The organism is Vibrio neptunius (assembly GCA_019339365.1).
GTDB lineage: Bacteria > Pseudomonadota > Gammaproteobacteria > Enterobacterales > Vibrionaceae > Vibrio > Vibrio neptunius.
The window spans coordinates 546430-571050 of the sequence record CP079860.1 but is presented as its reverse complement, the minus strand read 5'-3'; the positions used below and the strand labels follow the sequence as shown (position 1 = coordinate 571050).

20 protein-coding genes and 4 pseudogenes are annotated in these 24621 nt (G+C 46.1%); 12 read left to right on the top strand and 12 right to left on the bottom strand.

The genetic code is table 11. The annotated features are described in order from the left end of the window. The first annotated feature begins 137 nt into the window (after positions 1-137). Positions 138-1230 (top strand): annotated as a pseudogene (locus KW548_19195) (YdcF family protein). A gap of 235 nt (positions 1231-1465) precedes the next feature. Continuing rightward, positions 1466-1774 (top strand): succinylglutamate desuccinylase/aspartoacylase family protein, encoded by a 309-nt coding sequence (locus KW548_19190; protein QXX09469.1) that lies wholly within the window; start codon positions 1466-1468, stop codon positions 1772-1774. Positions 1775-1905: 131 nt separating this feature from the next. On the opposite strand, the pseudogene KW548_19185 reads toward KW548_19190, so the two are convergent. Further along, positions 1906-2562, bottom strand: a pseudogene (locus KW548_19185) (dihydroorotase). A 294-nt stretch (positions 2563-2856) separates the two neighbouring features. On the opposite strand from KW548_19185, the gene KW548_19180 reads away from it, so the two are divergent. The 4 genes from KW548_19180 to KW548_19165 all read left to right on the top strand — a co-directional run bounded on the left by KW548_19180 (position 2857) and on the right by KW548_19165 (position 7017). Further along, the gene (locus KW548_19180) at positions 2857-3273 is read left to right on the top strand and encodes a RidA family protein (GenBank protein QXX09188.1); all 417 of its coding nucleotides are present in this window, start codon (positions 2857-2859) and stop codon (positions 3271-3273) included. A gap of 81 nt (positions 3274-3354) precedes the next feature. Beyond that, complete coding sequence (locus KW548_19175; GenBank protein QXX09187.1) at positions 3355-4239, top strand: DMT family transporter; 885 nt, start codon at positions 3355-3357, stop codon at positions 4237-4239. Between the two features lie 265 nt (positions 4240-4504). Beyond that, positions 4505-6157, top strand: a complete 1653-nt coding sequence (locus KW548_19170) for a phosphoethanolamine transferase (GenBank protein QXX09186.1) — start codon at positions 4505-4507, stop codon at positions 6155-6157. Continuing rightward, positions 6136-7017, top strand: a complete 882-nt coding sequence (locus KW548_19165) for a hypothetical protein (GenBank protein QXX09185.1) — start codon at positions 6136-6138, stop codon at positions 7015-7017. Before KW548_19170 ends, KW548_19165 begins: the two co-directional genes overlap by 22 nt. A gap of 205 nt (positions 7018-7222) precedes the next feature. On the opposite strand, the gene arfB is transcribed toward KW548_19165, so the two are convergent. Both arfB and KW548_19155 read right to left on the bottom strand, forming a co-directional pair. Next, positions 7223-7636, bottom strand: a complete 414-nt coding sequence (arfB, locus tag KW548_19160; protein ID QXX09468.1) for an aminoacyl-tRNA hydrolase — start codon at positions 7634-7636, stop codon at positions 7223-7225. Positions 7637-7732: 96 nt separating this feature from the next. After that, positions 7733-8161, bottom strand: coding sequence for a PACE efflux transporter (locus KW548_19155; GenBank protein ID QXX09184.1), 429 nt, complete (start codon positions 8159-8161; stop codon positions 7733-7735). Positions 8162-8252: 91 nt separating this feature from the next. Between KW548_19155 and KW548_19150 the strand changes: the two genes are divergently transcribed. Next, positions 8253-9134: a LysR family transcriptional regulator gene (locus tag KW548_19150; GenBank protein ID QXX09183.1), complete on the top strand. Its 882-nt coding sequence runs from the start codon at positions 8253-8255 to the stop codon at positions 9132-9134. Between the two features lie 6 nt (positions 9135-9140). Here the strand turns inward: KW548_19150 and KW548_19145 are convergent, their stop codons facing one another. Continuing rightward, positions 9141-9752 carry a LysE family translocator gene (locus KW548_19145; GenBank protein QXX09182.1) on the bottom strand — a complete coding sequence of 204 codons (612 nt, stop codon included), beginning with the start codon at positions 9750-9752 and terminating at the stop codon, positions 9141-9143. Between the two features lie 103 nt (positions 9753-9855). Between KW548_19145 and KW548_19140 the strand changes: the two genes are divergently transcribed. After that, positions 9856-10731 (top strand): LysR family transcriptional regulator, encoded by an 876-nt coding sequence (locus KW548_19140; protein QXX09181.1) that lies wholly within the window; start codon positions 9856-9858, stop codon positions 10729-10731. 8 nt (positions 10732-10739) lie between these two features. Here the strand turns inward: KW548_19140 and KW548_19135 are convergent, their stop codons facing one another. Next, positions 10740-11300 (bottom strand): TetR/AcrR family transcriptional regulator, encoded by a 561-nt coding sequence (locus KW548_19135; GenBank protein QXX09180.1) that lies wholly within the window; start codon positions 11298-11300, stop codon positions 10740-10742. Between the two features lie 90 nt (positions 11301-11390). Between KW548_19135 and KW548_19130 the strand changes: the two genes are divergently transcribed. Both KW548_19130 and KW548_19125 read left to right on the top strand, forming a co-directional pair. Beyond that, positions 11391-11921: a dihydrofolate reductase family protein gene (locus KW548_19130; protein ID QXX09179.1), complete on the top strand. Its 531-nt coding sequence runs from the start codon at positions 11391-11393 to the stop codon at positions 11919-11921. A 206-nt stretch (positions 11922-12127) separates the two neighbouring features. Then, positions 12128-13283, top strand: a pseudogene (locus KW548_19125) (histidine decarboxylase). A 56-nt stretch (positions 13284-13339) separates the two neighbouring features. On the opposite strand, the gene KW548_19120 reads toward KW548_19125, so the two are convergent. The 4 genes and pseudogenes from KW548_19120 to KW548_19105 all read right to left on the bottom strand — a co-directional run bounded on the left by KW548_19120 (position 13340) and on the right by KW548_19105 (position 17018). Continuing rightward, on the bottom strand, positions 13340-14017 hold the full coding sequence (locus tag KW548_19120) for a hypothetical protein (GenBank protein QXX09178.1): 678 nt from the start codon (positions 14015-14017) through the stop codon (positions 13340-13342). Then, positions 14004-14938 (bottom strand): annotated as a pseudogene (locus KW548_19115) (hypothetical protein). Before KW548_19115 ends, KW548_19120 begins: the two are co-directional and overlap by 14 nt. A gap of 7 nt (positions 14939-14945) precedes the next feature. Next, entirely contained in the window at positions 14946-15623 is a 678-nt protein-coding gene (locus KW548_19110; GenBank protein QXX09177.1) for a hypothetical protein, read from the bottom strand. Between the two features lie 93 nt (positions 15624-15716). Further along, positions 15717-17018 (bottom strand): alpha/beta hydrolase, encoded by a 1302-nt coding sequence (locus KW548_19105; protein QXX09176.1) that lies wholly within the window; start codon positions 17016-17018, stop codon positions 15717-15719. Positions 17019-17251: 233 nt separating this feature from the next. Between KW548_19105 and catB the strand changes: the two genes are divergently transcribed. Together catB and KW548_19095 are read left to right on the top strand one after the other, a co-directional pair. Then, the gene (gene catB / locus KW548_19100; GenBank protein ID QXX09467.1) at positions 17252-17887 is read left to right on the top strand and encodes a type B chloramphenicol O-acetyltransferase; all 636 of its coding nucleotides are present in this window, start codon (positions 17252-17254) and stop codon (positions 17885-17887) included. A gap of 161 nt (positions 17888-18048) precedes the next feature. Beyond that, positions 18049-18897, top strand: a complete 849-nt coding sequence (locus KW548_19095; GenBank protein QXX09175.1) for a pirin family protein — start codon at positions 18049-18051, stop codon at positions 18895-18897. 275 nt (positions 18898-19172) lie between these two features. On the opposite strand, the gene KW548_19090 is transcribed toward KW548_19095, so the two are convergent. The 3 genes from KW548_19090 to KW548_19080 form a co-directional block, all read right to left on the bottom strand. Further along, positions 19173-19718, bottom strand: a complete 546-nt coding sequence (locus tag KW548_19090) for a copper-binding protein (GenBank protein QXX09174.1) — start codon at positions 19716-19718, stop codon at positions 19173-19175. Positions 19719-19780: 62 nt separating this feature from the next. Beyond that, positions 19781-22909: an efflux RND transporter permease subunit gene (locus tag KW548_19085; GenBank protein QXX09173.1), complete on the bottom strand. Its 3129-nt coding sequence runs from the start codon at positions 22907-22909 to the stop codon at positions 19781-19783. Between the two features lie 2 nt (positions 22910-22911). Next, on the bottom strand, positions 22912-24618 hold the full coding sequence (locus KW548_19080) for an efflux RND transporter periplasmic adaptor subunit (protein ID QXX09172.1): 1707 nt from the start codon (positions 24616-24618) through the stop codon (positions 22912-22914). Positions 24619-24621 lie beyond the last annotated feature (3 nt).

Genomic DNA, 24621 nt, shown 5'->3' with positions numbered 1-24621 from the left:
TTAATTCGCTTTTTAAAAGCTCTATCAATGTTATGCGCATGAAATGAGTCTTGGTTCACGGTTTTTCCAGAGAGTAAATTTACACTGCGAAAAAATCAATCGACACAGGTCGAATACAACAGCATCAGGACCTCTACATGAAAAAGTACATCATTGCCCTTGCTCTTGGTGGCGTGCTAACGGCAGCCCCTTATTCTCTTGCCGCTAACGATACGACTGTTCAAGCTGCCACTAACTACGCTCAGTTCATAACGAAACGCCAGGTGGTGGATCAATTGTTGGCTGATGCGGTCACTGCATTTAAATCGCCGTCACGTATCTCTCATGCTGGCTTTACTGCAAAAATGCCAAGCAATATGGAAATAGTGACTAACCGTCTTCTGGAAGCTTATGAACTTGAGCCTTATCGTACAGATTTGCTTATTTCAGCGGCAAATGCGCAAATCTACAACAAGAATGTTGATAGAGCGATAGCGCTTTTCGAGCAAGCACTGTCGGTCGCACCAGACGATGTTGATTTGCACGCGTACCTTGCGGTTTGGCAACGCTTTAAAGGTAATGATGTCGAGTCAAACAAGCATATGGATAAGTTGAAATCTTTGAATGCAGGTAAAGCAGCCGATTTGGCTCGTATTTTTGAAACCGTTGATCGCGTGTTGGCCACACCACTGAAAGAGATGGCGGACAAAGGGCTGTTGGATGATAAAGGTGCGATTGTCACTTTGGGGTATGCGCTCAATCCAGATGGCTCCATGCATAATATATTAGTTGAGCGCTTAGAAACGACGTTAGCCATGGCTAAAGCTAACCCTGATGCTGTGATCGTGCTGACGGGAGGTGTGCCAAAAAAATCATAAAACGGAAGGTAAACTCATGGCTGACTGGTTGATTGCAAAAGGTGTGCGTAGCGATCGTATCATTGAAGAAAACTACGCAACCAGCACGGTTGGCAATGCGTTGTACAGCAGTTACGCACTGGCTCGCCACGGTATTAAACACGCCACTATTATCAGCTCTGCGAGCCATGTTCGACGTGGGCAAACGCTGTTTGAAGTCGCAAGCTGGCAAACAGGCCCACAAGGCATCACGTTTGATACTGTTGGTTATCCAGATAAGCCGATAAAGGAATTGGCAAAGGTGAGCGACAGTGAGCTACTTGGTATCTACCGAGACGCTTTGAGAACTTACGGGATGTGGAGCTACCGCTCTTATCCACTAGAGTCAAGATAAATACACACAGAAAAGGCCACGGTACGGGCCTTTTCTGTGTCAGCAACATCCCCGTAGATTGGATAGTGTCCGCTTACGGGAATTTATGAAAAATCATATATTTATCAACAAAGGTCAGGCTGACTAGATGGCGACAAATGGCTACCACTTTCAAGTCCCAGATCTTTGACCTCCAAAAAACGAAAATTTAATGTTATGTTATAACGTAATGTTTTTTTTGTTTGAGAACCTATTTGTGCAGAAAGTGAATCAAGTGCTCGTTGTTGCCGGCACTCATGGAAACGAGTTGACGGGGCTATACCTTCAGAAATTGATCAAAGCTGGTAGTTACTCTGTTGAGCGCTCTTCCTTTGAAGTAAAAAGCGTGGTCGGTAATCCAGAAGCAGTGAAGAGAAATGTTCGTTTCATAGACGTTGATCCCAATTGTCAGTTTGTTAGCGCTGCTTTAGTCGAGGAGTCACGAGAAACGAAACTAGCGGTTTCCTTCCGAAGAAAATATGCTCGGGTTGAAAACCAGTTGATCGTTGACTTGCATAATCAATGAAAGTGCGTATTGTGCCAGCAATATCGCCATGGCACTGGCCGAAAAAGTACGTGTGAAAATGTAAAGTGGCTGTGCAGAGAGCAGGTGTATTGCCTACCCTCTAAGACTTCGTTGTTTAGGCTATCACGCAAGTATGGCAGCTGTTTTTCTGACAAGGTATGCGGTGCATGGTCGGTCGCGATGATATCAATTTGATTGGTATGCAATCCTTGGATCAAGGCATCTCGGTCGCTGGCGTACTTGATCGCTGGATTGCATTTAATCAGGTTGCCTCGCTCAGCGTAGTCCTGATTGCTGAACCACAAATGATGTACACACGCCTCGGCTGTGATGTGTTTTTGTTGAATGGGCCCCGGTTCAAATAGTGAAAGCTCTTTTTCCGTGGTGATGTGAAGAACGTGCAGCTGCGTGCGGTACTTTTTAGCTAATGAAACGGCGTATGATGAAGACGCAAAGCATGCGGCATCATCACGGAGTACTGGATGGTCTTCAATCGAGAATACCGAGCGAGATTGCCGTAATTTTTCGCTGTTTTGGGCGATGATAGGGCTACTCTCACAGTGTGTTACCACCAAGGTGGGCGATTCCTCGAAGATTCGCTCTAATGCTTGCGGGTGCTCGACCAACAAGTCACCCGTTGAAGCGCCCATAAACACTTTTACGCCACAGTGCTTTGTTGGATCCAGCTGTTGTATTTGAGTTAGGTTATCCTCGGTAGCGCCAAGGTACAACGCGTAGTTGGCGCAGGAGTGCTGGGCTGCAATCGCGTATTTCTGTTCGAGCGTTTCTCTGCCTGTTCAATCATTGTCTCGATTGTGTCCATAACATTCACCCAAACCGTGTATTTTCTGGAGCGCTAATAGTCTATTTGTTATGTTATAACATGGCATTTAAGGTCGCAATAAAGTCTTTAACCATACTTGGTGAGCCAGACAAGGAGAGCCTTTGTTTGTTCATCGGGATCCCCATCTTATCGGTATCGAACGGACATTGCTTGCGACTAAAAAAATGCTCTTGACCTCAATCTTGGTTGAGGTTTTACAGTGATTGAGATTTGAACCAACTAAGTTGAGAAGATAACAATGTTAAATAAATCAATCACGTTTCAAAACCCTTCCGATTTATTCAATCCGACGCCATATGGCTTTTGTCACACAGTAACGGCTCCCTCTGATGGGCAACTCGTTTATATCTCAGGCCAAAGTGGTGGAGAAGGCGTCGAGCACCGCTTGAGTGAAGATTTTCGCCAACAAGTGCGGAGTGTGTTAACTAACTTAGAGATTGCCTTGACGGCTCATACACTCAGCTTCGGTGATGTTTTAAAAATTACCGTGTTAATCGTTGACCACGATGAAAGCAAACTGAAAGTCTGGAGCGACGAGATGCTTATGCGCTGGCCTTCGGATCGCTTACCTGCTAGCACACTGATCCCAGTGCCTAGGCTTGCGCTTGATGGGATGAAAATCGAGGTAGATGCGATTGCTTTTAAAGCGATGTAAGCGATATTGCCGATGAACTTAACTCAACAACGACAAGATACACACCGAGTGAAAAAGACGTATTTTAGGTAATCCATCGTTATGTTTAGAAACTATTTAACCCTGCTGACAATTGGTCTTATTTGGGGCTCTCAGTTTGTGTTCCAGAAATATTCTCTAATGGGATTTGACCCAGTATGGATAGGCACATTCCGCGCTATTCTTGGCGCACTAACATTAACTCTGATATGCAAAATGACGGGTATAACCAGTGTGAGCAAGCAATGGGGGCTGTTTGCATTAATTGGCATGCTGGAAGCAGCGATTCCGTTTGTTTTGGTACCTTGGGCACAGCAGGAGTTATCAAGCTCGATTACGGCTATATTGATGGGAACATTGCCTTTCTACGCATTATTGCTTGCGCCTGTATTTATTAAAGGCGCGAGAATCAGTATAGGTAGTGCGATTAGCGTTATCGTAGGATTCGGTGGGCTGCTGGTGTTATTTTATCCTGAGCTTGCCACTGGGGCTGGGCGCATCGATCTTGTTAGCTCTATAGCGATTGTGTTCTCTGCTATCTGCTTTGCTGTTGCCTTGCTGTTACTTAATCGAGTGAAAGGTGAGCACCCACTTATTGTTGCGCGCAATGTTCTGTGTATGGCCAGTGTTCAGCTCACCGTCATAGCCCTGATGACGGCCCCGCTCAATCAGTCTCACCCGAATACGTCATCAGTTATGTCTTTGCTTTACCTAGGTGTGATATGCGCTGGCGTCGTGTACTACCTCTATATGATGAGTATTAAAAATGCGGGCGCAGTTTTCACTTCCATGACCAATTATTTGGTCCCCGCCGTCGGTGTGTTGATTGGTGTTTTTATTACTAATGAGTCTGTCCAAGGCAATACTTGGCTTGCGCTCGCCATTATTTTGTCTGCCTTGTTTATTAATCAGATGTTCGAAGGCAAACACAGTAAGAAAGAGCGATAGTCTTACGCTTTTGCCACGGCTAGCCGAGCCGTGGCATCTAATTTCTGCAAGAAACACTATTGGTTAAGCAGGGAGCTCAATATCTAAGTTTTCGACAGTGTTTTTTGATATGAGAATCAAAAAGCGATGATTATCTCAATATGGGTTTGAGATTAACCCAACAACCCTGTCTATCACCTAATGCATTGTAATTTAAAAGTTTTATAGTTGGCATGTTCTCTGCTGTATTGATTGAATGCGTAAGTCGTTATAGAGGAGAATGCCTATGAAGGCGATGAATAAAACTACGGTGTTGTACTGCGTAGTTGGTTTACTTCCTTTTCTCGTGCCACTTGTTTTTACCATGCAGTTAAGCAGTGTATTCACTTACTACTTCGCGCTGATGAGCGTGCTGCTACTGTTATTGATCATGACGTTTAAAGGCTGGCTGGGTAAGGCGACCAAGCTTCTATTCGTTCTATCGTGCTTGGTCAGCATCGTCTCTTTAGTTCTGACGGGAGGCCTTGTTTCTACGGGGGCATTCCACTCAATACTGCTGACACATAGCGAAGAAGTTATCGGTTATTTTGAACTCGTTAACTGGTACATCATGGTTCCGGTCTTTCTATCCACCGCGATAGGGCTGTATTGTTTCTGGAAAGCCTACTTGCCTATTCAGGGGTGGCGCCGAATGACTTTATTGTTGAGTGTTTTGGCTGTGGCTACCGCCTTACCTGTTTTTAAATGGAACTTTGACCCTGAAGCCAAACAGCAGATAACTGAAGATTACGTCCATACTTTGTACCTTTATCAGGACACGCCCGCATACAATATTTTCAGAGTTGCTGCCTTGGCTTTTTATGAGCGTTATCAGAGCCACTTGAGCTATGGACAAGATTTGCCAGAGCATGTGTTGCCTAATTTTTCTCTCGATATCCCTACTAATATCGTCATTGTTATTGGAGAGTCTTCACGAAGAGCATCCTATTCTCTCTACGGTAGTCAGATTAATTCGAGCCCAAAGCTGAAGGCTCGCCATATCGAAGATAGTAACCTTGTCACCGTGGTCGATGGTGTTTTTGCTCCTGCCCCCAACACTCGAGAATCCGTCCCTCGTTCGTTCTCATTTATTTCGGCGAATCAAATGTTGTACCAAGGGTTGCCTTATGTGAACTTAATTGATGTCGCTCGGATGATGGGATACCAAACTACCTGGGTTACCACCCAAGCACTCTACACTCGCTGGGACTCGTTCACCGCTAAAGTAGCGACTTCCTCAGATAATGTTATCCATACTGGTGAGCCAGGACAGCTTTGGCGAGATATTGATGCAGCCAAAGCGGTGGTAAAGCAGCTAAACAAAAATGATGGGCATCAGTTTGTTGTGCTGCATTTATCTGGCGAGCACGCTGATTACTCAGTGAGAAATGGTGAAGCATTGCCTCAAGCTCACTTTGATGCCATCAAGCAGCAACTCACTATTGCTTCAGACCTGTCACCGATTGAAATCGCTTACTTAAGCTCTGTTCATTTCACAGACTCGATTCTGGATGCACTGATTTCTGGGCTGTTTAAAGATGAACCCAACAGCTTACTGGTTTACTTTTCCGATCATGGTGAAGTTATTGGCAAAGGGCATGGGCTTCAACCTATTCGGATCGAAGACGAGCTTGCCGTCCCTTACCTTGTTTTTGGCTCGCTAGGGAAAAATATGTCTGAGGTGATTAACTGTTACCGGGATAACCAACATCTGCTGTTTAACAGCGCTTACTTTCCTGAAGTCTTGTTATCAACACTCGGTATGAAAATAGAGCCACCAGAGTCAACCCGTGAGTTCACCTATTACTCTGTGCAGGGTGTGACGAAAACCTTACCTAGTGACTTTTCATTTGAGTTTTATTATCCGGGGCAGCAGCAATGCAGATACAACGCTCATTAATTTATGTTTTAATTTTCATATCCGTTCTTATCTTGCTGTCGTTCGATAAGCTGAGGCCGATCAGAGTTTTTGCTGTTTATTCCAGCTGTAAAGTCGTCGAGAAAGTAGGGTTGGTTGCAAGCTGTGATCAATTACCCGTTGTCACTATTTTGGAACAAGGCAAGTTAGATGCTGATTCATACGGCGTTGAAGACCCGCTAGCGTTATCTTTGTTCTTTGAACGCTATCGTATTCCTGAGCATGTTTATGCTCACCGAACAAACAGTCCTGAGAGGGCAAAAACGTACGCTAAGTATTATCAGGCATTCGAGTTTGATGCGGTTTGGAATGTGGACCAAGAGGCGCTGGATATTTACCACTATCCCGAACATGCATCAATGGCGTTCTACTTCCATCAACTTGTTGATATTGTGCCGATAAGCAGTCGTTTATGGTTAGATCTGAAAAATCTAACGCCTGAAATGAGCCCAACTATTGTAGGCTATCTGAACCGCTACTTTAATCAGAAGGAAGACAGACAACGTCTAATTGTAGAATCTAAAAACGCGGCTGCACTCACTGATTTTCATGCATCAGGGTATAAAACATCCTATTATTTGCCGAGCCCAGAGCTCCTTGCAGGGTGTGAGGAACACCGTTCTGTCCAAGAATTGATCGCAAATATTAATCAGTGGAAAACCGATTTTATATCGTTTCCTTACACTCAACAGCAATTTGTAGACTTGTGCGTTTTACCCTATGTAAGAACGGTTCCGCAGCTCTCATGGGGAGGGTTGCCGTTCGCGATTCCTGAAGGTGCATTAGAGCGATATCAAGGTTATATCGTCGATCACTCATTACACCTAGAGAAGCTCGAATGAGTCTTGTGTGAAACTGGTCGTCGGCTAAGATAGTGTACTTCAGCTGTGGTTCAATCTCGTATCTTGATGAAAGAGATCTTCACTTACATTGACGTTTTCTCGCAGACGGATAAACCTTGTTTTGTAGCCTTTACCTTTCTATCTCAAATACCGCTTTCTTAGATTAGGTCGATTGACTATCTCAAGCTGGAGCGCAAAGGATATTTTAGTGACTCACCTTACCGCGCAAGGATTTTGTTTGTGACTTTATTCCTTTGGCTTTTAGGCGTCTTTCTTTCGAAGCTCTTGTGGGTTTGGTTGCGCGGCGTTTTTTCTGTACGACATTAGCAGAGCGAATCAGTTCGGCGAGACGATTAAGTGCGTCTTCTTTGTTCTGCTCCTGAGTGCGGTATTGCTGCGCTTTGATGGTGATAACGCCTTCTTTCGAGATGCGTGAATCATTTAATGCTAGCAAGCGCTCTTTATACACCGCAGGAAGTGTTGAGTGCCTTATATCAAACTGCAGGTGTATCGCAGAAGAGACTTTATTCACATTCTGGCCGCCAGCACCTTGAGCGCGAATTGCCGTAAGTTGAATTTCCCATGCCTGAAGCGTGACTGTGTTTGAAATAGTGAGCATTAATGAAGTGGATTTGCCGGGTAATAAGCGAAGTGTAAAGCGAATAGCGGCTAAATACCACGAGCTTTGATAAAACCAAAGCCCGTGCATCTGCGTTTATGCTGAAGTGGCCAGTCGCTGAGTGGTAATGCGTTGACGAATCGCGTCGTAAACCCAGTTGAAGCCGATGGAGTAAAGGACGAAGAAAATCACCACGCCAATATCCATGACTAACACTGACCAGAATCCGAGTTGCAGTGTCCACATTAGAACTGGGAAAGAGATGATCATCATGCCCAATTCGAATCCGAGCCCGTGCAGAATACGTACTTTGGCGGTTCGCTTACTGCGGTCTGCACCGAATACTTTGTCGTAACCATAGTTGTAAATGTAGTTCCAGCCCATCGCTATCATTGATAGTGCGATTGCAAGCCCCGCCATTTTTCCCGCGCCGTTTCCAGTGGTCAGCGTTGCTAGCGTCGCCATTACAATCAAGGCAACCAGTTCAAATAGCACCATATGTAGAATGCGTTCTTTATGTGACATTGCTTCTCTCTCACTTATGTACTGATTATTTGCTATAAATAATATCGGTATTTATGATTGAATAAAGATAGTAACTATCACTAATGATGATATGTATAACATTGAGCAACTAAGGATGTTTGTTGAAGCCGTTGAGCAGGGCTCCTTTTCCGCTAGTGCGAGAAAGTTGGGCAAAGTGCAGTCAGCGGTGAGTCAGGGGATCAACAATCTAGAGATTGACCTGAATATTCAACTATTTGATCGTTCGACGCGTAAGCCGACGCTGACCCGTGAAGGGCGTCAATTGTTTAAGCAGGTCAAAGCGATTGTCTTGCAGGTGGAAGAGCTGAACGCCTCTGTGGAATCGATTGAAAACGGCGATGAGGAACTAATTCGCCTTGCTGTAGATGATGCGCTCATGGTGCCGAGTTTACCGAAGATACTTCATCAGTTTGCGGAGGCCTTTCCGGCAACAGAGATCGAACTGATTTCGACCGCCAGTATGGATGTCGTCGAGTCTTTGACTTCACGTCTGGCAGACATTGGCATCATGTTTACTGATTTGGATTTTAGTCAGGACATTCACCCGTGCTTTATTGGGCATTTACCGTTTAAAGCGATCTGCCATCCAGCTCACCCTCTGGCTGAGCTGGATACGGTCACGATCACTGATGCCATCAAATACCGTCAGTTGTTACCGCGTGGTAACCAAGGCGCTACCCTACAGCAATTTCCCGTGCTGGCGTCCAAGGTGTGGTGGTCAAACAGCTTTAGCTCGATCAAGCACACTATTCTGCACGGCAACTTAGGTTGGTCCTATCTGCCCGCTCACATGGTAGATCCTGCTATTGAGTCAGGCGCCTTGGTTGAGCTACGTGTTTCGATTGATCACAAAACTTGGAGTCCGCCTGTGGATGTGGCGACTTTGAAAAGTTCAGGTAAAGGGCCAGCACTCCAATGGTTGGAAGAGCACCTCAAGCAACTGCTTGGCTGATTCTTATCACGCTTTGGTTGCCAATAAGGCGCCGAAAGAGACAAGCGCAATGCCACAGGCTTGTTCTAGCCTTTTCTTCAATTTCAGCAAGCGCGTTTGAAGGGTTGGCGAAGTCAGCAGGACGGCCACTAAACCAAACCACAGCCCGTGGAGCAGAATCATATAGCCACCGTATAACAGCGCTAGAGTCATTTCTTCGCCGTTGGGAGAAATGACTTGACTAAAGATACTAACAAAGAACAACATGGTTTTTGGGTTCAATGCGTTACAAAGCCAGCCTTGCAATGCATAACGCCACTGAGCTTGGTGGTTTTCTATGCCGGCTTGTTGCTCTAATTCGTGGCTGCTGGATAAAAATCCTTTTATCCCTAGATAAATCAGATACGCAGCGCCGAGATATTTCAGGCATTGGAAAAGAAAAAGGTTTTGTGAAATTAAGTAACCAATACCTAAAATAGAGTAGGCGATGTGAACCGTAATTGCGGTACTAATGCCAATGGCAGTCCAAACACCTGCCGCTCTCCCTTGTTGAATACTGTTCCTCAACACTAAGACAAAATCTGCCCCGGGGCTAATAACAATAAAGAAACCAAGTACGGCTAAACTAACAAATTCCATTGTGAACCTTTGTATATTGTTTATAAGATGCAGCTATTGTAGGAAGCTTTCCTCCTTTCTATAATCGAAACTATTGCCAAAGAATTGTGAGATAAATTCACATATGCGTCACCTTAAAGCGTTTCACGCATTCCACATCGCAGCATCGTCCCGCAGTTATACGCAGGCAGCAGAGCAGCTCAATCTGACGCATGGGGCCGTAAGTAAGCAAATCAAGACGTTAGAGCAGTATTTGGATAAGCGCCTGTTTTATAAACAAGGTCGAAATGTGGTGCTAACCGAAGAAGGGCAACTGCTCAAGAGCTATACCGAGCAGGCGTTTGGCGCTTTATCGGCAGGTGTTGCCAAGCTCAACAGTCTTGATGCTCACTCTTTGGAAGTGTCCTGTGAACCCACGCTTACCATGCGCTGGCTGATGCCCAAGCTGGACGAATTCTATTCTCAAACAGGGACGGATGTTCGCTTATCTACGGCAGGCGGCCCAATCAATCTGGTCAATGCGGGGCTGGATGTCGCGATTCGTCGTGACGATTTCCCGATCCCGTCGCACTATCAGATAACTTCTTTGGTGGAAGAGTGGGCGGGTCCAGTGTGTAGCAAAGAATACTGGGAGAGCATTCAAGGTGATATACAAAATGCTAAGGTGCTGCATTCTCAAACGCGTTTAACAGCTTGGCAAGAGTGGTTAAATGCTTCGTCTCTCTCAGGAGTCACAACAAAATCCCAGCAAAGCTTTGCTCATTTCTATTTTTGTTTGCAGGCGGCAAGTGATGGGCTTGGGATCGCTATAGGTTCTTACCCATTGGTACACCATGATATTCAGCAGGGTCGGTTAATTGCGCCTATGGGGTTTTCTCTCACTGGGCACAATTATGTTGCCATCCAAGACGCCGATCATCATTCTCCATTGAGTACGCCATTCATCAACTGGATGAAATCGGAAATGAGTGACTGCTTACCTTGTCACTGTGCAGCATAGCCCTTGCGTTATTGACCAGACATTAAAGCGCGGCAATAGAGTGAAAGTGGTCCTGTCATCATGTTTTCATTGAGTTGGTCGGTGTTAGGGTTGCAGTTAAGGGCTAAAGCAAACCCGTGAAGGTAATCCGCCAAAAGATCAATGGCATTACGCTCTTCCGCTTCGCTTAAAGACAATGGCGCGATAATAGATTTGAAACGCTCAATGAAGACCATCGCTGGGCTGACAGATTCCATACTGAGCAATGTGGTCAACAATCCGGGATAGCTCTTCAACAGCTGGACATAACTGGTTGCTAACTGCGTGAGTTCATATTGCCAGTTTTGGTTAGTTCGAGGCAGATAGATGTCTTCAATCAAGGAAACCGTGATGGCTTCCAGCAGCGCATCTTTGTTCTTGAAATAGTAATAGATGGCCATAGCGTCGACATCTAACTCGCTGGCAAGTGCCCGTATACTGGGAATTTTTCCCTGTTCTTTCATCATCGATTTTGCAACCGAAAGAATGCGTTCCTCACCTAATTGAGCTTTTGATCCTTCTGGTCTTCCGCGTTTCTTCTTGACAGTCATTTTGTTATCTCGTTATAGTACTTTCATTAATTCTACATTGTAGAATTAATAATGTCGAGTTCGTTTACCTATCACTATCGGAGCTGTTTTATGTCTAACATCGTGTTTATTGCTACTAGTCTAGACGGGTATATCGCGGATAAAGAAGGTGGCCTTGATTGGCTACATTCGGTCCCGAACCCAGACAATCATGATATGGGGTTCTCTACCATCATGGAGCGCGTCGATGCGCTCGTGATGGGGCGAAACACATTGGATGTGATTTTAGGCTTTGGTGGTGAGTGGCCTTATTCCAAACCTGTTTTTGTATTGAGTGATACAATGAACAAGGTGCCTGAAGGTTATGAAGACAAGGTCTTTTTGGTTAAAGGTGTTCTGGAGAGTGTACTGGAGGAATTGAATGGTCAGGGTTACAAAAATCTCTACATTGATGGTGGAAAAACGGTACAGAGCTTCCTTCAGCAAGACCTGATTGATGAGATGATCATCACTACGATTCCAGTATTACTTGGTGGTGGCGCGCCGCTGTTTGGTGAATTAGTGAATCCATTGAATTTCAAGCTGTATAAGAGTGAAACCTATCTGGCAGCTATTGTTCAAAGTCATTATTTAAGAGATTGAAAAATAGTAGAAACGTCAATGTTTATAATGTCAAATAATTGATATATATAACATTTAAAATGGATGCTCTCTTAGTGTTTCATCAGCTAAATGTAGTAATTTCCTATCGCCAGTCACACATCCGAATTTAGCGTTCGATTTATTGTTGTAATTGTTTGTCGAAAAGGGCATTTAGACGTCGATAAATCGGACGTAAAGGATTGAACATGCCGCTTTCTTATGATGATACTCAAAGACTTAGGGAGTTTTACAAAGTTTGTCTCGATAGCCAACATCAGATGTTGGGATATCCAGTTGCGACAGATTACGACTATCAGGACCTATGGTCTTTCTTCCAGTTTTCTATTAATAATGTGGGTGACTGGGCGGAAACGTCGAACTACCCAATGAATACCTTTCCCTTTGAGCAGGATGTTGTTGAGTACTTTTGTCGGCTATTTCACACCAACACAGAGAACGCTTGGGGGTATGTCACTAACGGTGGCACTGAAGGTAATATGTACGGGTGCTATTTGGCACGCGAACGCTTTCCTGACGGTGTGGTGTATTTTTCCAAGGATACCCACTATTCAGTAATGAAGATTGTCCGCTTTCTCAACGTTGAGCACTGTGTTGTAGAGTCTCAGGCGAATGGTGAGATGGATTATGATGCGCTAGAGTCCGCTCTTAAGGAAAACCCGAATAAACCACCGATAATTTTCGCCAATATTGGCACGACTATGTTCGGAGCGATAGATAATCTAGAGCAGATTCAGGCTCGATTGTATAACGCTGGCTTTGATCGCGATCAGTACTACATCCATGCGGACGCCGCGTTTCACGGCATGATCATTCCTTACGTAGACAACCCACCCCCATTTTCGTTCAAAGACGGTATTGATTCCATATCAGTATCCGGACATAAAATGTTGGGCTCTCCGATTCCATGTGGCATGGTGTTGGCGTTGAAAGAGCACACCGATAAGATCAGCCATCAGATTGAATACATTGCTGCGCCAGATAAAACACTCACAGGCTCGCGTAATGGTTTAACGCCTTTATTTCTATGGAAGTTTATTCGAAGTTCCAGCGAACAAGAAAAAAAGAGAACGAATTCAAAGCTGTCTTGAATTGGCAGAGGACACGGTTCAGGTACTTAAGCAGCATAATATTCCAGCCTGGAGAAATGCCAATTCAACCATCGTGGTATTCCCCAAGCCTTCTGAAGCCATATGGAGAAAGCACCATCTTGCGGTTGCAAATGGTATGGCACACATCATTATCGCAGGTCAGACAGTGAGCAACCGAAGAAAATTGAATCAAGTTCTGGATGATTTGATGAGCGAGCAAGCATATGCGGAGATGGTACTCTCTAAAGGGTAACAATGAAAAGGGCCAGAGCGCCCTTTTCTGATTTGCTGTAAAGGAAGCAAACCACCTTATTCCCAAGAGTAAGTCGTTTTCTTGTTAGGTTTGCGCTTCTTCTCAACCTCTGTTGCACAAAGGTAATCTTCACGAAAATCAGGGTGGTTTTTCATCTCCAATGGGACAAATAGTCGGATCTTCGTTCCTGCGACGACGACGGTTCGATTTCCCATCACGGCGATATCACCACGATGTAACCTGATGCCTTTCAAGGTTTTCACCGATGAACTAGTCGAGGAAAGCACCACTGGATAGCCAAACAAGGTCAGTTCTTGATTGGTCAGAGTCACGGTCTCTTTGAATGTTACCTCAAAGTACTGCTGTTCAGAACGGATAATACTTTCCAGTTCGCGCACCTTATCCTCCACTGACGCGGAAAATACCCACTGGCCGAGTATTGTTTCCCATTTGCCGCCCAGTCGCAGGCATTTCTTGTAAAGAAATTGATTCTTACGGCCGCTGCTGAGCGTACAAATGTCGATACTGCTTTGCTCTTTTAGGGGAAGGGTGAGCTTGAAAATGGCTTCGTTGGAGTAGTATTTGTATTTGTTCGAGACTTCTTCAACATGCAGCTCAACTTCACCGAGCGGCAAGTCACGACTGTAATCGTCAATGATGATTTTACAATGTGAACGCCCAGTGGACGCGAGAAAGAAATCTCGCTCTTTCTTCAGAATATTAAAGGTTCTCATTGTCGCCGTTTGTTTCTCGTAGAATCTGTTCCATCAAAGCTTGTTGCTCAAGATCGAGCGTGTCTTGTTTAACTGGTTTAGTAGGTTCCGTCACTTCTTCCCATGCGGCTTCCGATGCGTTTTCTGCCGACGTGCTTTCACTCGCCCCACGAAGTTTATCAATACGAGAAAGAATGCTTCCGACTTTTCCGCTCGGCCTTATACCTTGCGTCATTCGACGTTCAATTTCACGATCAGTGTCCGTAGGTTCCACTTTGAGCACGTTCTGCTCAACGTCTTTTTCTCTTTGGTCGAGTGTCAGATCGAGGTTGTTTTGCACTTCCTGATAGGCGTTGATGTACAGCACTTTAAATTCTTCGGCGAGATTCTTCTCAGACAGTGATTTCAGGTAGCTGTTCTTACGGTTAAAGATGTACTTTTCAACGCGAGTTTGCGGATCTTTCTTGATAAGGATGCGATGGCGAGCTTCAAGAATTTCGTTGTTGAGCGGTAGGTCTTTCAGCATAGAGAGCAGAGCCAACGCGGGCGGCCACTCTTTACCTGCTACCAATCGCTCACGTAGATGATGAACAATGCGCTCAACATCATCGATGGAAAGCTCAGAGGCAAACGCGGCAAATTCATCATCCGGCTCTGAGCCATACATGTGAGTGAACTGGGTGGAGAAGTTCTCCTGCATTTTGCCAAAGAAACCCATGATGTGCTTGCGTTGCTCTACAGAATAGGGACGAAGCACATCCTTCAAATCCTGATTGAACTCGCCGCTGACTTGCATTTGGTTTGAGCTGGTTGCAGGTGTAGCAGGCGTTTGAGTTTGCTGAACAACGGGGATGCTAGGTTTGGTAACCTGTTGAGTTGTTTGAGCGGGCTTATCCTGACTTTTTGCTTCCAAGAAGAGGCAATTTCATTGATATCTTTCATCTTTTACCTAGTCGTCAAAATCAAAGTTGAAGTTTGCCATCTTTTTCTTGAAGGCTTGGTTGGGTGACATTTTGGTCGCTGCAGGTTTTTTATTACTAAAGCCTTTACCTTGTCCGTAACTCTTTTCCGTGTGCAGGTGTGCGTGAAGGCGACTGTTAAGGTCATCCTGACTCATCAGTGGCTGACCAATGGCCTGAACTTTTTCCACAAAGCTTGCCCAGACGTTGGTCTGATTGGCGAAACCAGTGCGGAACATAATGACTTCTGCCCACGACTCGATCACATTAGGTGACAGTTCAGCAAGGTTGATCATTTTGCTATTGGAAGCCGATGGATTGAGTGGCTTCACCTGCGTTTTATGGAATTGTGGCACTTTGGCAATCGGCTCAGAGGTGGCATACACAGGAATAGAGTGCTGGTTGCCAACGTTAATTTTGCACTTGATGTTGCCCTGCTTGCGGGTATACGTCTTGCTTAGTGAAATAATGGCTTGTTCAACCGCCAGTTTGCCAAGGACATGGTCAATCGTGGATTCAGAACCGTTGGTCATTTCCTGCAACTCCGCCATGGTGGTAATCACTGCACCGCTGCGATCGGACAATTCTGCCAGAGCGAGCAAGATGAGCTTTTCTTCCATAGTGACACAAGTATGAGACCAAACTCGTTCAATAAATTTTGAAGACATGTTCTGAATCCAGAAATAAAAGACTAATAAGGAAATTATACGATTTGACAGGGCGAACACCAACAATTGATCTCAGTGTTCGCCTTGATTTCGTTAAACCAGCGTGAGATTGGCGGCAGTTTGTTCACCCATCTCGAACAGTTTGTCGAAAATACGTTCGCCATCGGCTCTAAGACCGTTGTGCTCGTATTCGTTTGTTATCCACGCTTTAGCATTGGGAATCATTGCCAGAGTTTCGCGGCTGATGTCCATTTCAACAAACATGTCATCGGCGTAAACCGCGCAGCTGACTGGTACTTTGTTGTTTGACAGCTGCTCAGCATCATATAACGGCGACCAGTCCTGCTTTTCTGCCAGTAGGTCAGCGGCTTGTTTTAGCGGTTTTAACGTTACATATTGGTCAAACATCCAAGGGAATACCATTTCCCCAGTAAAGTAAAATGGCTGGCCCGACTGATAATTAAGCGCCTGATGATCTTGACGAACGCGGTGTGCGCTCCACTTTGAAGCAAAACCCTGACAGTAGATAGACTCGTGCAAAATGGCATAAATCGGATTGGTCTGAAAGTTTTGTTCCATCAGCATACTATTGAGGAATTCATAACGAAGCTGAGGCTTACCATTCACGGTAATGAATGCGTTTTCAAGCAAGTAGTAAGTGGGTAGGAAAGTATCACTAACGCCAAAGTTAATTCCAATTTGCTGGAATTGTTCAACGGTAAAACGCTGGCCATTGGGCAGAAACTCTTCATGTTGCAAAAGATGATCAGCAATCTGCTGACATAGCTGCTGAGCTTTCGGGAACTGGCTAAAAAATGCTTGGTTCTTTTCCATCGTGCGCTTAAATGTCGCACGATAGACATCGTCTGGGTGACGGGAAACAGAAGGCACGCCGCCTGTGATGTAGCTACGCGACAAGCTGTCTGGGAACATAGACAGATAAGTCAGAGAGCAGAAACCACCAAAGCTCTGGCCTAGGGTAGCCCATTTATCGACACCGAACTGTTCACGGATGAATTCCGCATCTCGCACTATGTTGTCAGCGCGAAAATGGCTCAGATACTCTGCCTGTTGTTGTGGCTGTATATGGGCCAATGTTTGGTGATTAATAACCGAGCTGTTACCCGTGCCCCGTTGGTCAAGCAACAACACGCGGTAGTTTTGCAGCGCGCGTTTTATCCACCCGTTATTGCCGTTTTGGCGTGGTGATGGAAACCCTGGCCCACCTTGAAAATAAACCAGCCACGGTTTAGACGAGTTCTTGTCTTCAAAGAGAGACACTTCACGCGCAAAGATATCAATCTGTCCTTGTGCTGGGTCTGAGTAATCCAGTGGTACGGAAAATGTGTGTGGGATGTAATGCAGTCCTGCGTCAACAAATGCTTGAGCGTTCATTATTAATTCCTTCTCTTAAGTCGGGCTACTTTACTCTGGTTGAGGCCGGATAACCAATCCTATCCAGTGTACTCTGAGCTAACTATGGTTGACTGTGTTCGACATTGTCGATTGGATGATGCTTTGCCGTCTCTTGTCAGCGTTGTGTGATATTTTACTCAGGTAGAAAAGAGAGCTTTTGGGATATCTAGTGTTGGTGTAAATTGTTGGAAAAACAATCAGGTATCACCACTATGCAAAACTATTTCGATTCTCCGTTTGCGGGCAAACCGATTGCGGAACAAATTACTAACCCCAATATTATTGTTGGTCGGCACAGTTACTATTCTGGCTATTATCATCAACATAGTTTTGATGATTGTGCCCGGTACCTCTCTGCTGAGCGTGATGATGTTGATAAATTGATCATTGGCAATTTTTGCTCTATTGGATCTGGTGCTGTGTTTATGATGGCTGGAAATCAAGGGCATCGTACTGACTGGGCAAGCACTTTTCCTTTCTTTTATCAGGACGATCCAAACTTTGCTCAGGCAAGAGATGGCTTTCGGCCAGCAGGTGATACTGTCATCGGCAATGACGTATGGATAGGCTCTGAGGCCATGATCATGGCTGGAGTTAAAATTGGTGATGGCGCAATCATTGCCAGCCGAGCGGTGGTAACAAAAGATGTGGCACCCTATGAAATTGTTGGTTCTAATCCAGCCAAGCACATCAAGTTTCGTTTTAACCAAGAACAAATCAAACAGTTATTGGAAATGCAGTGGTGGCACTGGCATGATGAAGAGCTAAAGGGGGCGATGGAATGGTTATGTTCTAAAGATATCGCAGCACTTCACCGCTACTGGCAGAGTTATATTTCTGCATCTTGAGAGTCAATATACAGCAACAAATGGCTTTCAGTCGATTAGGCTTTGTAGAGGTAAGCGCTTTAGAGGCATTCAAAAATTTTGAATGAGTAGCTCGAATTCTTGTGCTCAAGATTCAATTTGAGAGCGATAGACTGTGGTCATCGCTCTTGAGGAGAAAGAAAATGGGTCAACGTCGAGAAATCCGTCAAATCATTCCAGCACACGCCACATCCGATGGCGATGGGGTCAAAATTAGTCGCGTGGCGGGTTTTAATAACGCAGGTCTTTCGCCGTTTCTGATGATAGATGAGCTGAAGTCCGATCAGCTTTCTGACTATGTAGGCGGCTTTCCACCACACCCTCATCGTGGCATTGAAACTTTGACCTATATGCTTAAAGGTCACTTCCAACATAAAGATCACATGGGGAACGTGGGAGAATTGCGTTCTGGTGGCGCTCAATGGATGGCGGCAGGACGTGGAGTCATCCACAGCGAGATGCCTATCATGCAAGATGGTGACCTACATGGTTTCCAAATTTGGATAAATCAGCCAGCGCGCGACAAGATGAAACCCGCTCAGTATCATGACTTCCAGCCTGAAACCATCACAGAGTATCAAGATGAGAGCGTTGGAGTATTACGCGTTCTAGCAGGTGAGGTATCCGTTGAAGGCAACGTAAAGAAAGGGCCACTGAACAAAACCGGAGTGCCGTTATCAGTTTCAGACTGGCGTTCTGAAACTGACCAGAAGATCAAGTTACTTACACCGCAAAAATTTAACATGATGCTGTATGTTTATCAGGGTGAAATTAGCTTGAATGGACAGCACGTGCAACATGGTGAGATGGCATTGTTATCAACGGGTGAAGCCGTGAGTTTAGTTGCAACGAAAAGCAGCGGAGTGCTGATTCTCCTCGGTGAACCCATTGATGAGCCGATAGTGCATTATGGCCCGTTTGTAATGAACAGCATGCAAGAAATTGAACAAGCGATCAGCGACTACAACAGCGGCGAGTTTGAAAAATACTGATAGTAAACCATATGAATAGATAGTTGCACTATTTCGTCTAAACTTTACCTATTAGCTCCTGAACTTGGGAGCTATTGAACACAAAAAGCGAATAATCCACTGCCATTCACTTTTTGTTTTGCCACGTATCTAAGATACGTGGCTTTTTCTTTGATATAGCAAAACATGTTTGGCTTACTACGTGGTGAGTTATTACCAGATCACTTTCTGTATCCGGTGAAACATTTTAGTCACGTCAGACGGCCTGCCAGCAACAGCTGGCAGGCTGGGGAGTGTTACAATACCACTGATTTGACCATGCCAGCTTCCGCGTGTCCTGGGATGTTGCAGGCAAACTCAACGTTGTTGTCACCATGGAAATGCCACAGTAACTGCTTGGCTTTGCCCGGAGCAACCGTCACTGTACTGCCAGAATCATGAGCGTGGTTGCCCATTTTCTTCATCATCTCACGGTGCTTGAGTTGCTCTTGTGCTGAGCCAATGGAAAACTCATGGTCGATTTTCCCTTTGTTCATGACCACAAACTGGACTACGTCATTTGGTTCTATATCTACCTCTTTTTTGAATGTAATGCTCATATCATCGTCAAGGATCACGTGTACCACTTTGTCCGGTTTAGCACCTTTGGCAGGCATACCAACATCGGACATCTCGTCCATGTTCATTTGTGATTGGTCCATTCCCTTCATATCGCTCATCACTTTCGAATGGTCCATACCTTCCATATTCATTTTGGAATGATCCATTGATGAGTGATCCATTTGAGCGAGAATTTGAGTGCTAGCCAGAGTCAGTGTAAGTGCCAGAATTGTTTTTTTCATCGTTGTTTCCTTAAGTAGTAGGGTGCCCCGAAGCATTGAGCTACGGGGACATGGTTCTATGGTTATGAGTGACGTGAGATTTCTCTTTGTTTCCACAATTTGAAAATGGCTGGTAGTACCAGAAGCGTGAGTAGCAGCGCCGATGCCATTCCACCAATCATAGGGGCGGCGATTCGTTGCATGACTTCAGAGCCCGTACCTTCGCCGTACATGATCGGTACAAGACCAATGATGACGGTCAGAACAGTCATCATCACAGGTCGAACTCTGAGGCCTGCGCCGTCTTGTATCGCCATCGACAGATCATCGGAAGTAATGGCATAGTTCTGCTCTTGGGCATCCAGCTTTTTGTAGTGCCAGGCTTGGTTGAGATACACCAGCATGATGACGCCAATTTCGACGGCGACACCCGCGAGGGCAATAAAGCCGACCCCAACGGCAATCGAGAAGTTATAGCCGAGGAAGTGCATCAGCCATAAGCCACCCACCATGGCGAGAGGGAGAGTCATCATGATGATCAGCACTTCGCCAATGCGACGGAAGCTGAAGTAAAGTAGCAGCATAATGATCGCCAGCGTTATCGGTACCACGACACTTAAGCGCTCTTTCGCTCGTTCCATATATTCATATTGGCCTGACCAAGCCAGAGAATAGCCAGCGGGCAGATTGAGCTGATCTGCTACGATTTGTTGTGCTTCTGCAACGTACGACCCGAGATCTCGTCCATCGATATCCACGAATACCCAGCCATTAGGGCGAGCGTTTTCTGTTTTGATCATCGGTGGGCCGTCTTCGTAACGAATATCAGCCACATCAGCCAGTGCGATACGAGCGCCATTTGGGGTAACCAGAGGTAGGTTCTGCAATTTCACCACTGAATCACGGTAATCCTGTGGGTATCGAACATTAATCGGGTAGCGTTCCAGCCCTTCTATGGTTTCCCCAACGTTCATGCCTCCCACCGCCGTGGAAATTACGCGTTGCACATCTTTTATATTGAGACCATAGCGAGCAGCGGAGCGACGCTTTATATCGATAGTGACGTAGCGTCCTCCTGCTACACGCTCAGCATAAACAGACGCCGTACCATTGACCTGATTGAGAATAGGCTCCAGTTCTGCCCCTATTTGTTCAATGACGTTAAGGTCGGGGCCTGCAATTTTGATCCCAATAGGCGTTTTAATGCCAGTTGCCAGCATGTCGATGCGGGTTTTGATTGGCATGACCCACGCATTGGTTAGCCCGGGGAACTGTACTAAATCGTCAAACTCTTTGCGCAGCGATTCGGTGGTTACACCTTCACGCCATTGCTGGCGAGGTTTCAGCTGTATGACGGTTTCAATCATGGTCAGCGGTGCTGGGTCGGTTGCGGTTTCGGCGCGTCCAATTTTCCCCCATACTGTTTCAACCTCAGGGACGCTTTTAATCAACTTATTGGTTTGCTGTAACAGCTCGCGTGCTTTACCAATCGAGATGCCCGGATAGGTGGTCGGCATGTACATCAAATCACCCTCATCGAGTGGAGGAATGAATTCGCTGCCAAGCTTATTGGTTGGGTAGTAAGCCGATGCCATAAGTCCCATCGCAATGACGATCATGGTTTTAGGGTAGTGCAGGCTCAGGTTGAGCAATGGTTTGTAAAGCGAGACTAACCCTTTGTTGACTGGGTTTTTGTGTTCCGGGAGCACTTTGCCACGAATGAAATAGCCCATCAGAACAGGCACTAGCGTAATCGCTAAGCCAGCAGAGGCTGCCATGGCGTAAGTTTTGGTAAATGCCAGTGGCGAAAACATTTTGCCTTCCTGACCTTCCAAAGCGAAGACAGGGACAAAGCTCAACGTGATGATCAGCAGAGAAAAGAACAGCGGTGCGCCGACTTCCTCTGCGGCCTTGCCAATGACTTGCCAGCGATTCTTATCGGTGAGTGGAGTTCGTTCAATGTGCTTGTGAACGTTTTCTATCATCACGATTGCGCCGTCGACCATGGCTCCAATGGCGATGGCAATACCACCCAATGACATGATGTTGGCGTTAATTCCTTGCCAATGCATGATCACAAACGCAGTCAGAATACCCACTGGTAGGCTCAAGGCGATAACCAGTGATGAGCGGGTATGGAACAGGAACAAAGCACAGACAATCGCAACCACGATGAACTCTTCAGCCAGTTTCTTCCATAAGTTTTCTACCGCAGAGTCGATCAACGTAGAGCGGTCATACGTTGGTACGATTTCGACGCCGTCAGGCAAGCCGCGTTGCAGCTCGGTCAGTTTTGCTTTGGTTTTGGCGATCACTTCACTGGCATTTTCACCGAAGCGCATTACAATCACGCCACCAACGGCTTCCCCTTCACCGTTGAGTTCAGAAATACCACGGCGCATTTGTGGGCCAAGGTTAATATCCGCGACATCACCCAACAGCAGCGGGGTGCCTTTTTCGGTTACCTTGAGTGGCAGTGAGCGGATATCTTCGATGCTAGTCAAGTAACCTGTGGTGCGCACCATGTGTTCGGCTTCGGCGACCTCAATCACGGAGGCACCTGTCTCCTGATTGCCGTTTTGAATCGCGTTGTTTACCTGTTGTAATGTCAGGTTGTAAGCACGCAGTTTGGCGGGGTCAATCTGGACCTGATATTGCTTGACCATGCCACCCACAGTGGCGACTTCCGATACTCCATCAACGGTTTGGAGTTCGTATTTGAGGAACCAATCCTGCAAGCTGCGTAACTGGGCTAAATCGTGTTGTCCGGTTTTATCCTGAAGAACATAGCTGTAAACCCAGCCAACCCCAGTAGCATCCGGCCCCAATGTTGGTTTGGTATTCGAAGGCAGGTTTGGAGCGACTTGGCTGAGGTACTCCAGCACGCGCGAGCGAGCCCAGTACATATCGGTGTCATCATTAAAGATGATGTAGACATAGGAATCCCCAAAGAAAGAGTATCCCCTGACGGTTTCTGCACCGGGTACAGCCAACATGGCAGTGGTTAATGGGTAAGTGACCTGATCCTCGACCACCTGAGGTGCTTGACCCGGATAGCTGGTTTTGATGATAACCTGAACATCCGATAAATCAGGAATCGCGTCTACAGGTGTATTCTTTACACTGTAAAGACCAGCCAAAACAATAGCTAAAGTGGCAATCAATACTAGAAGTCTATTACTGATTGACCAACGGATAATTGCATTGATCATCGTTAGCCCTCATCCGTTGCCAATTGCTTGAGCAGGTAATCTGCACCTTGTCGTTCAACTAGAAATCGAACGCGCTGGCCTTCCTCAAAACCCGATAGATCCACTTCATCGCCAACGGAGAAGTTCATCTCACCGGCCTGCCAGTTCCACTCCGCGACAGGGAGATGGTTTAAGGTGATCATGCCAAAGTCGGCCATCAGCATAGAAATATCGCCTTGCAACCAAAGCTCGCCAGCAACGACAGAGTCATCCACTTTGTAGTCGACAATTTCGTACTGTCCAGACTCGGTTTTTTGCATTTCAAACTCTATGCTTTGACCTGTTGTGAATGCACTCGCATCGACGTCTTTAGCGAGAGTAAAATTCATGACCATGCCCGGCCAATCCCATTCAGGTACTGGCTGGTGGTTGATCGTCAACATGCCATGATCAGCCATGACGTCGGTGATCTCTCCCTTCGCCCAAACGGTCTCCTCATCTGGTTCAACACCATTAATGCGCGCAAGGTCGGCAGACTGGCTGGATTCAGAGTCGAGCATAAAGTGTGCGGAAGTCACCACTTGATCGTCTTGGGTTAAGCCCTGCAACACTTCAACCCGATCTCCGGCTTCACGGCCTGTTTCGATGCGAGCAGAGCGGTATTTTCCTTGGCCTTCTGCCAGAACGATGCGAGCCATGCCGCCAGAGCGTATTACCGCAGATTTAGGAATAGTCAGTACTGACTCTTCGCTAACAGGTTGAAGAGCAATGTTGGCGAACATATTGGGCTTGAGCTCGCCATCTGGGTTAGGGAATTTAAGTCTGACGCGCAGAGTACGAGTATTAGGATCAAGAATCGGGTAGACGTAGTCGACCTTACCCTGCCATTCGTTGCCCGGAATGGCATCTAATGTCATTGAAGCTTCACTGCCAGCTTTAATCCATTGCGCCTGACGTTCGAACACTTCTGCGTCTACCCAAACATTGTTCAGTGGGCCAGCGCTGATCACTGCTTGCGCGGGTGACAAATAACCCCCTTCGCGAATGCTCAAACTTGCAATCACACCGTTAGCTGGTGCCTTTATTTCAATCGTTTGTGACGCTTTACCGCGTTTTAGCATCGCTTTAATCTGTGCACGGTCTACACCTAGTGTCACGAGTCGTTCAGTGGCACCTTTGACTAAGCCGGTTCGGCCTGTTCGAGAGGCATTGAGTAGCTCTTCCTGCGCTTTCACTAACTCAGGTGAATAGAGCGTAAACAGCACATCGCCTTTGTTGACCTTCTCACCGATCGCATTGATGAACAGTTTTTCAACCCAACCCGCGACGCGTACGTTGGTTTGCCACAGCTGGCTTTCATCAAACGCAATGTAACCAACCGTTTCAATGCGAGGCGAGAGAGGTTCTAGGGTTACGGGTTCGGACTTGACGCCGAGGTTGTTTTCTACCGAAGGATCAATCGTAATGGTTCCGGGTTTATCTTGCCCTCCCGCCATGTCTTCGGCGTAAACTGGAATTAAGTCCATGCCCATTGGTGACTTACCGGGCTTATCTCGCTTGTAGTTCGGGTCCATCGGAGCAACCCAGTAGAGAGGTTCAGCAGAATCAGAAGAACCAGACTCCGCCTTAGCATCCATTCCCATGTTAGATCCGGCTAGGAAATGATTAGCGGAATAGCCCAGCGCGCCTCCTACCAACAGAGCGATAGCAGCGATTTGTAATGTTTTCATGTC

Coding starts and splice junctions, on each gene's coding strand:
- KW548_19120 (QXX09178.1), bottom strand. CDS start 14,017: ATGAGAACCTTTAATATTCTGAAGAAAGAGCGAGATTTCTTTCTCGCG.
- KW548_19095 (QXX09175.1), top strand. CDS start 18,049: ATGGGTCAACGTCGAGAAATCCGTCAAATCATTCCAGCACACGCCACA.
- KW548_19080 (QXX09172.1), bottom strand. CDS start 24,618: ATGAAAACATTACAAATCGCTGCTATCGCTCTGTTGGTAGGAGGCGCG.
- KW548_19165 (QXX09185.1), top strand. CDS start 6,136: ATGCAGATACAACGCTCATTAATTTATGTTTTAATTTTCATATCCGTT.
- KW548_19105 (QXX09176.1), bottom strand. CDS start 17,018: ATGAACGCTCAAGCATTTGTTGACGCAGGACTGCATTACATCCCACAC.
- KW548_19135 (QXX09180.1), bottom strand. CDS start 11,300: ATGACTGTCAAGAAGAAACGCGGAAGACCAGAAGGATCAAAAGCTCAA.
- KW548_19130 (QXX09179.1), top strand. CDS start 11,391: ATGTCTAACATCGTGTTTATTGCTACTAGTCTAGACGGGTATATCGCG.
- KW548_19085 (QXX09173.1), bottom strand. CDS start 22,909: ATGATCAATGCAATTATCCGTTGGTCAATCAGTAATAGACTTCTAGTA.
- KW548_19140 (QXX09181.1), top strand. CDS start 9,856: ATGCGTCACCTTAAAGCGTTTCACGCATTCCACATCGCAGCATCGTCC.
- KW548_19155 (QXX09184.1), bottom strand. CDS start 8,161: ATGTCACATAAAGAACGCATTCTACATATGGTGCTATTTGAACTGGTT.
- arfB (QXX09468.1), bottom strand. CDS start 7,636: ATGCTCACTATTTCAAACACAGTCACGCTTCAGGCATGGGAAATTCAA.
- KW548_19180 (QXX09188.1), top strand. CDS start 2,857: ATGTTAAATAAATCAATCACGTTTCAAAACCCTTCCGATTTATTCAAT.
- KW548_19110 (QXX09177.1), bottom strand. CDS start 15,623: ATGTCTTCAAAATTTATTGAACGAGTTTGGTCTCATACTTGTGTCACT.
- catB (QXX09467.1), top strand. CDS start 17,252: ATGCAAAACTATTTCGATTCTCCGTTTGCGGGCAAACCGATTGCGGAA.
- KW548_19145 (QXX09182.1), bottom strand. CDS start 9,752: ATGGAATTTGTTAGTTTAGCCGTACTTGGTTTCTTTATTGTTATTAGC.
- KW548_19150 (QXX09183.1), top strand. CDS start 8,253: ATGTATAACATTGAGCAACTAAGGATGTTTGTTGAAGCCGTTGAGCAG.
- KW548_19175 (QXX09187.1), top strand. CDS start 3,355: ATGTTTAGAAACTATTTAACCCTGCTGACAATTGGTCTTATTTGGGGC.
- KW548_19090 (QXX09174.1), bottom strand. CDS start 19,718: ATGAAAAAAACAATTCTGGCACTTACACTGACTCTGGCTAGCACTCAA.
- KW548_19170 (QXX09186.1), top strand. CDS start 4,505: ATGAAGGCGATGAATAAAACTACGGTGTTGTACTGCGTAGTTGGTTTA.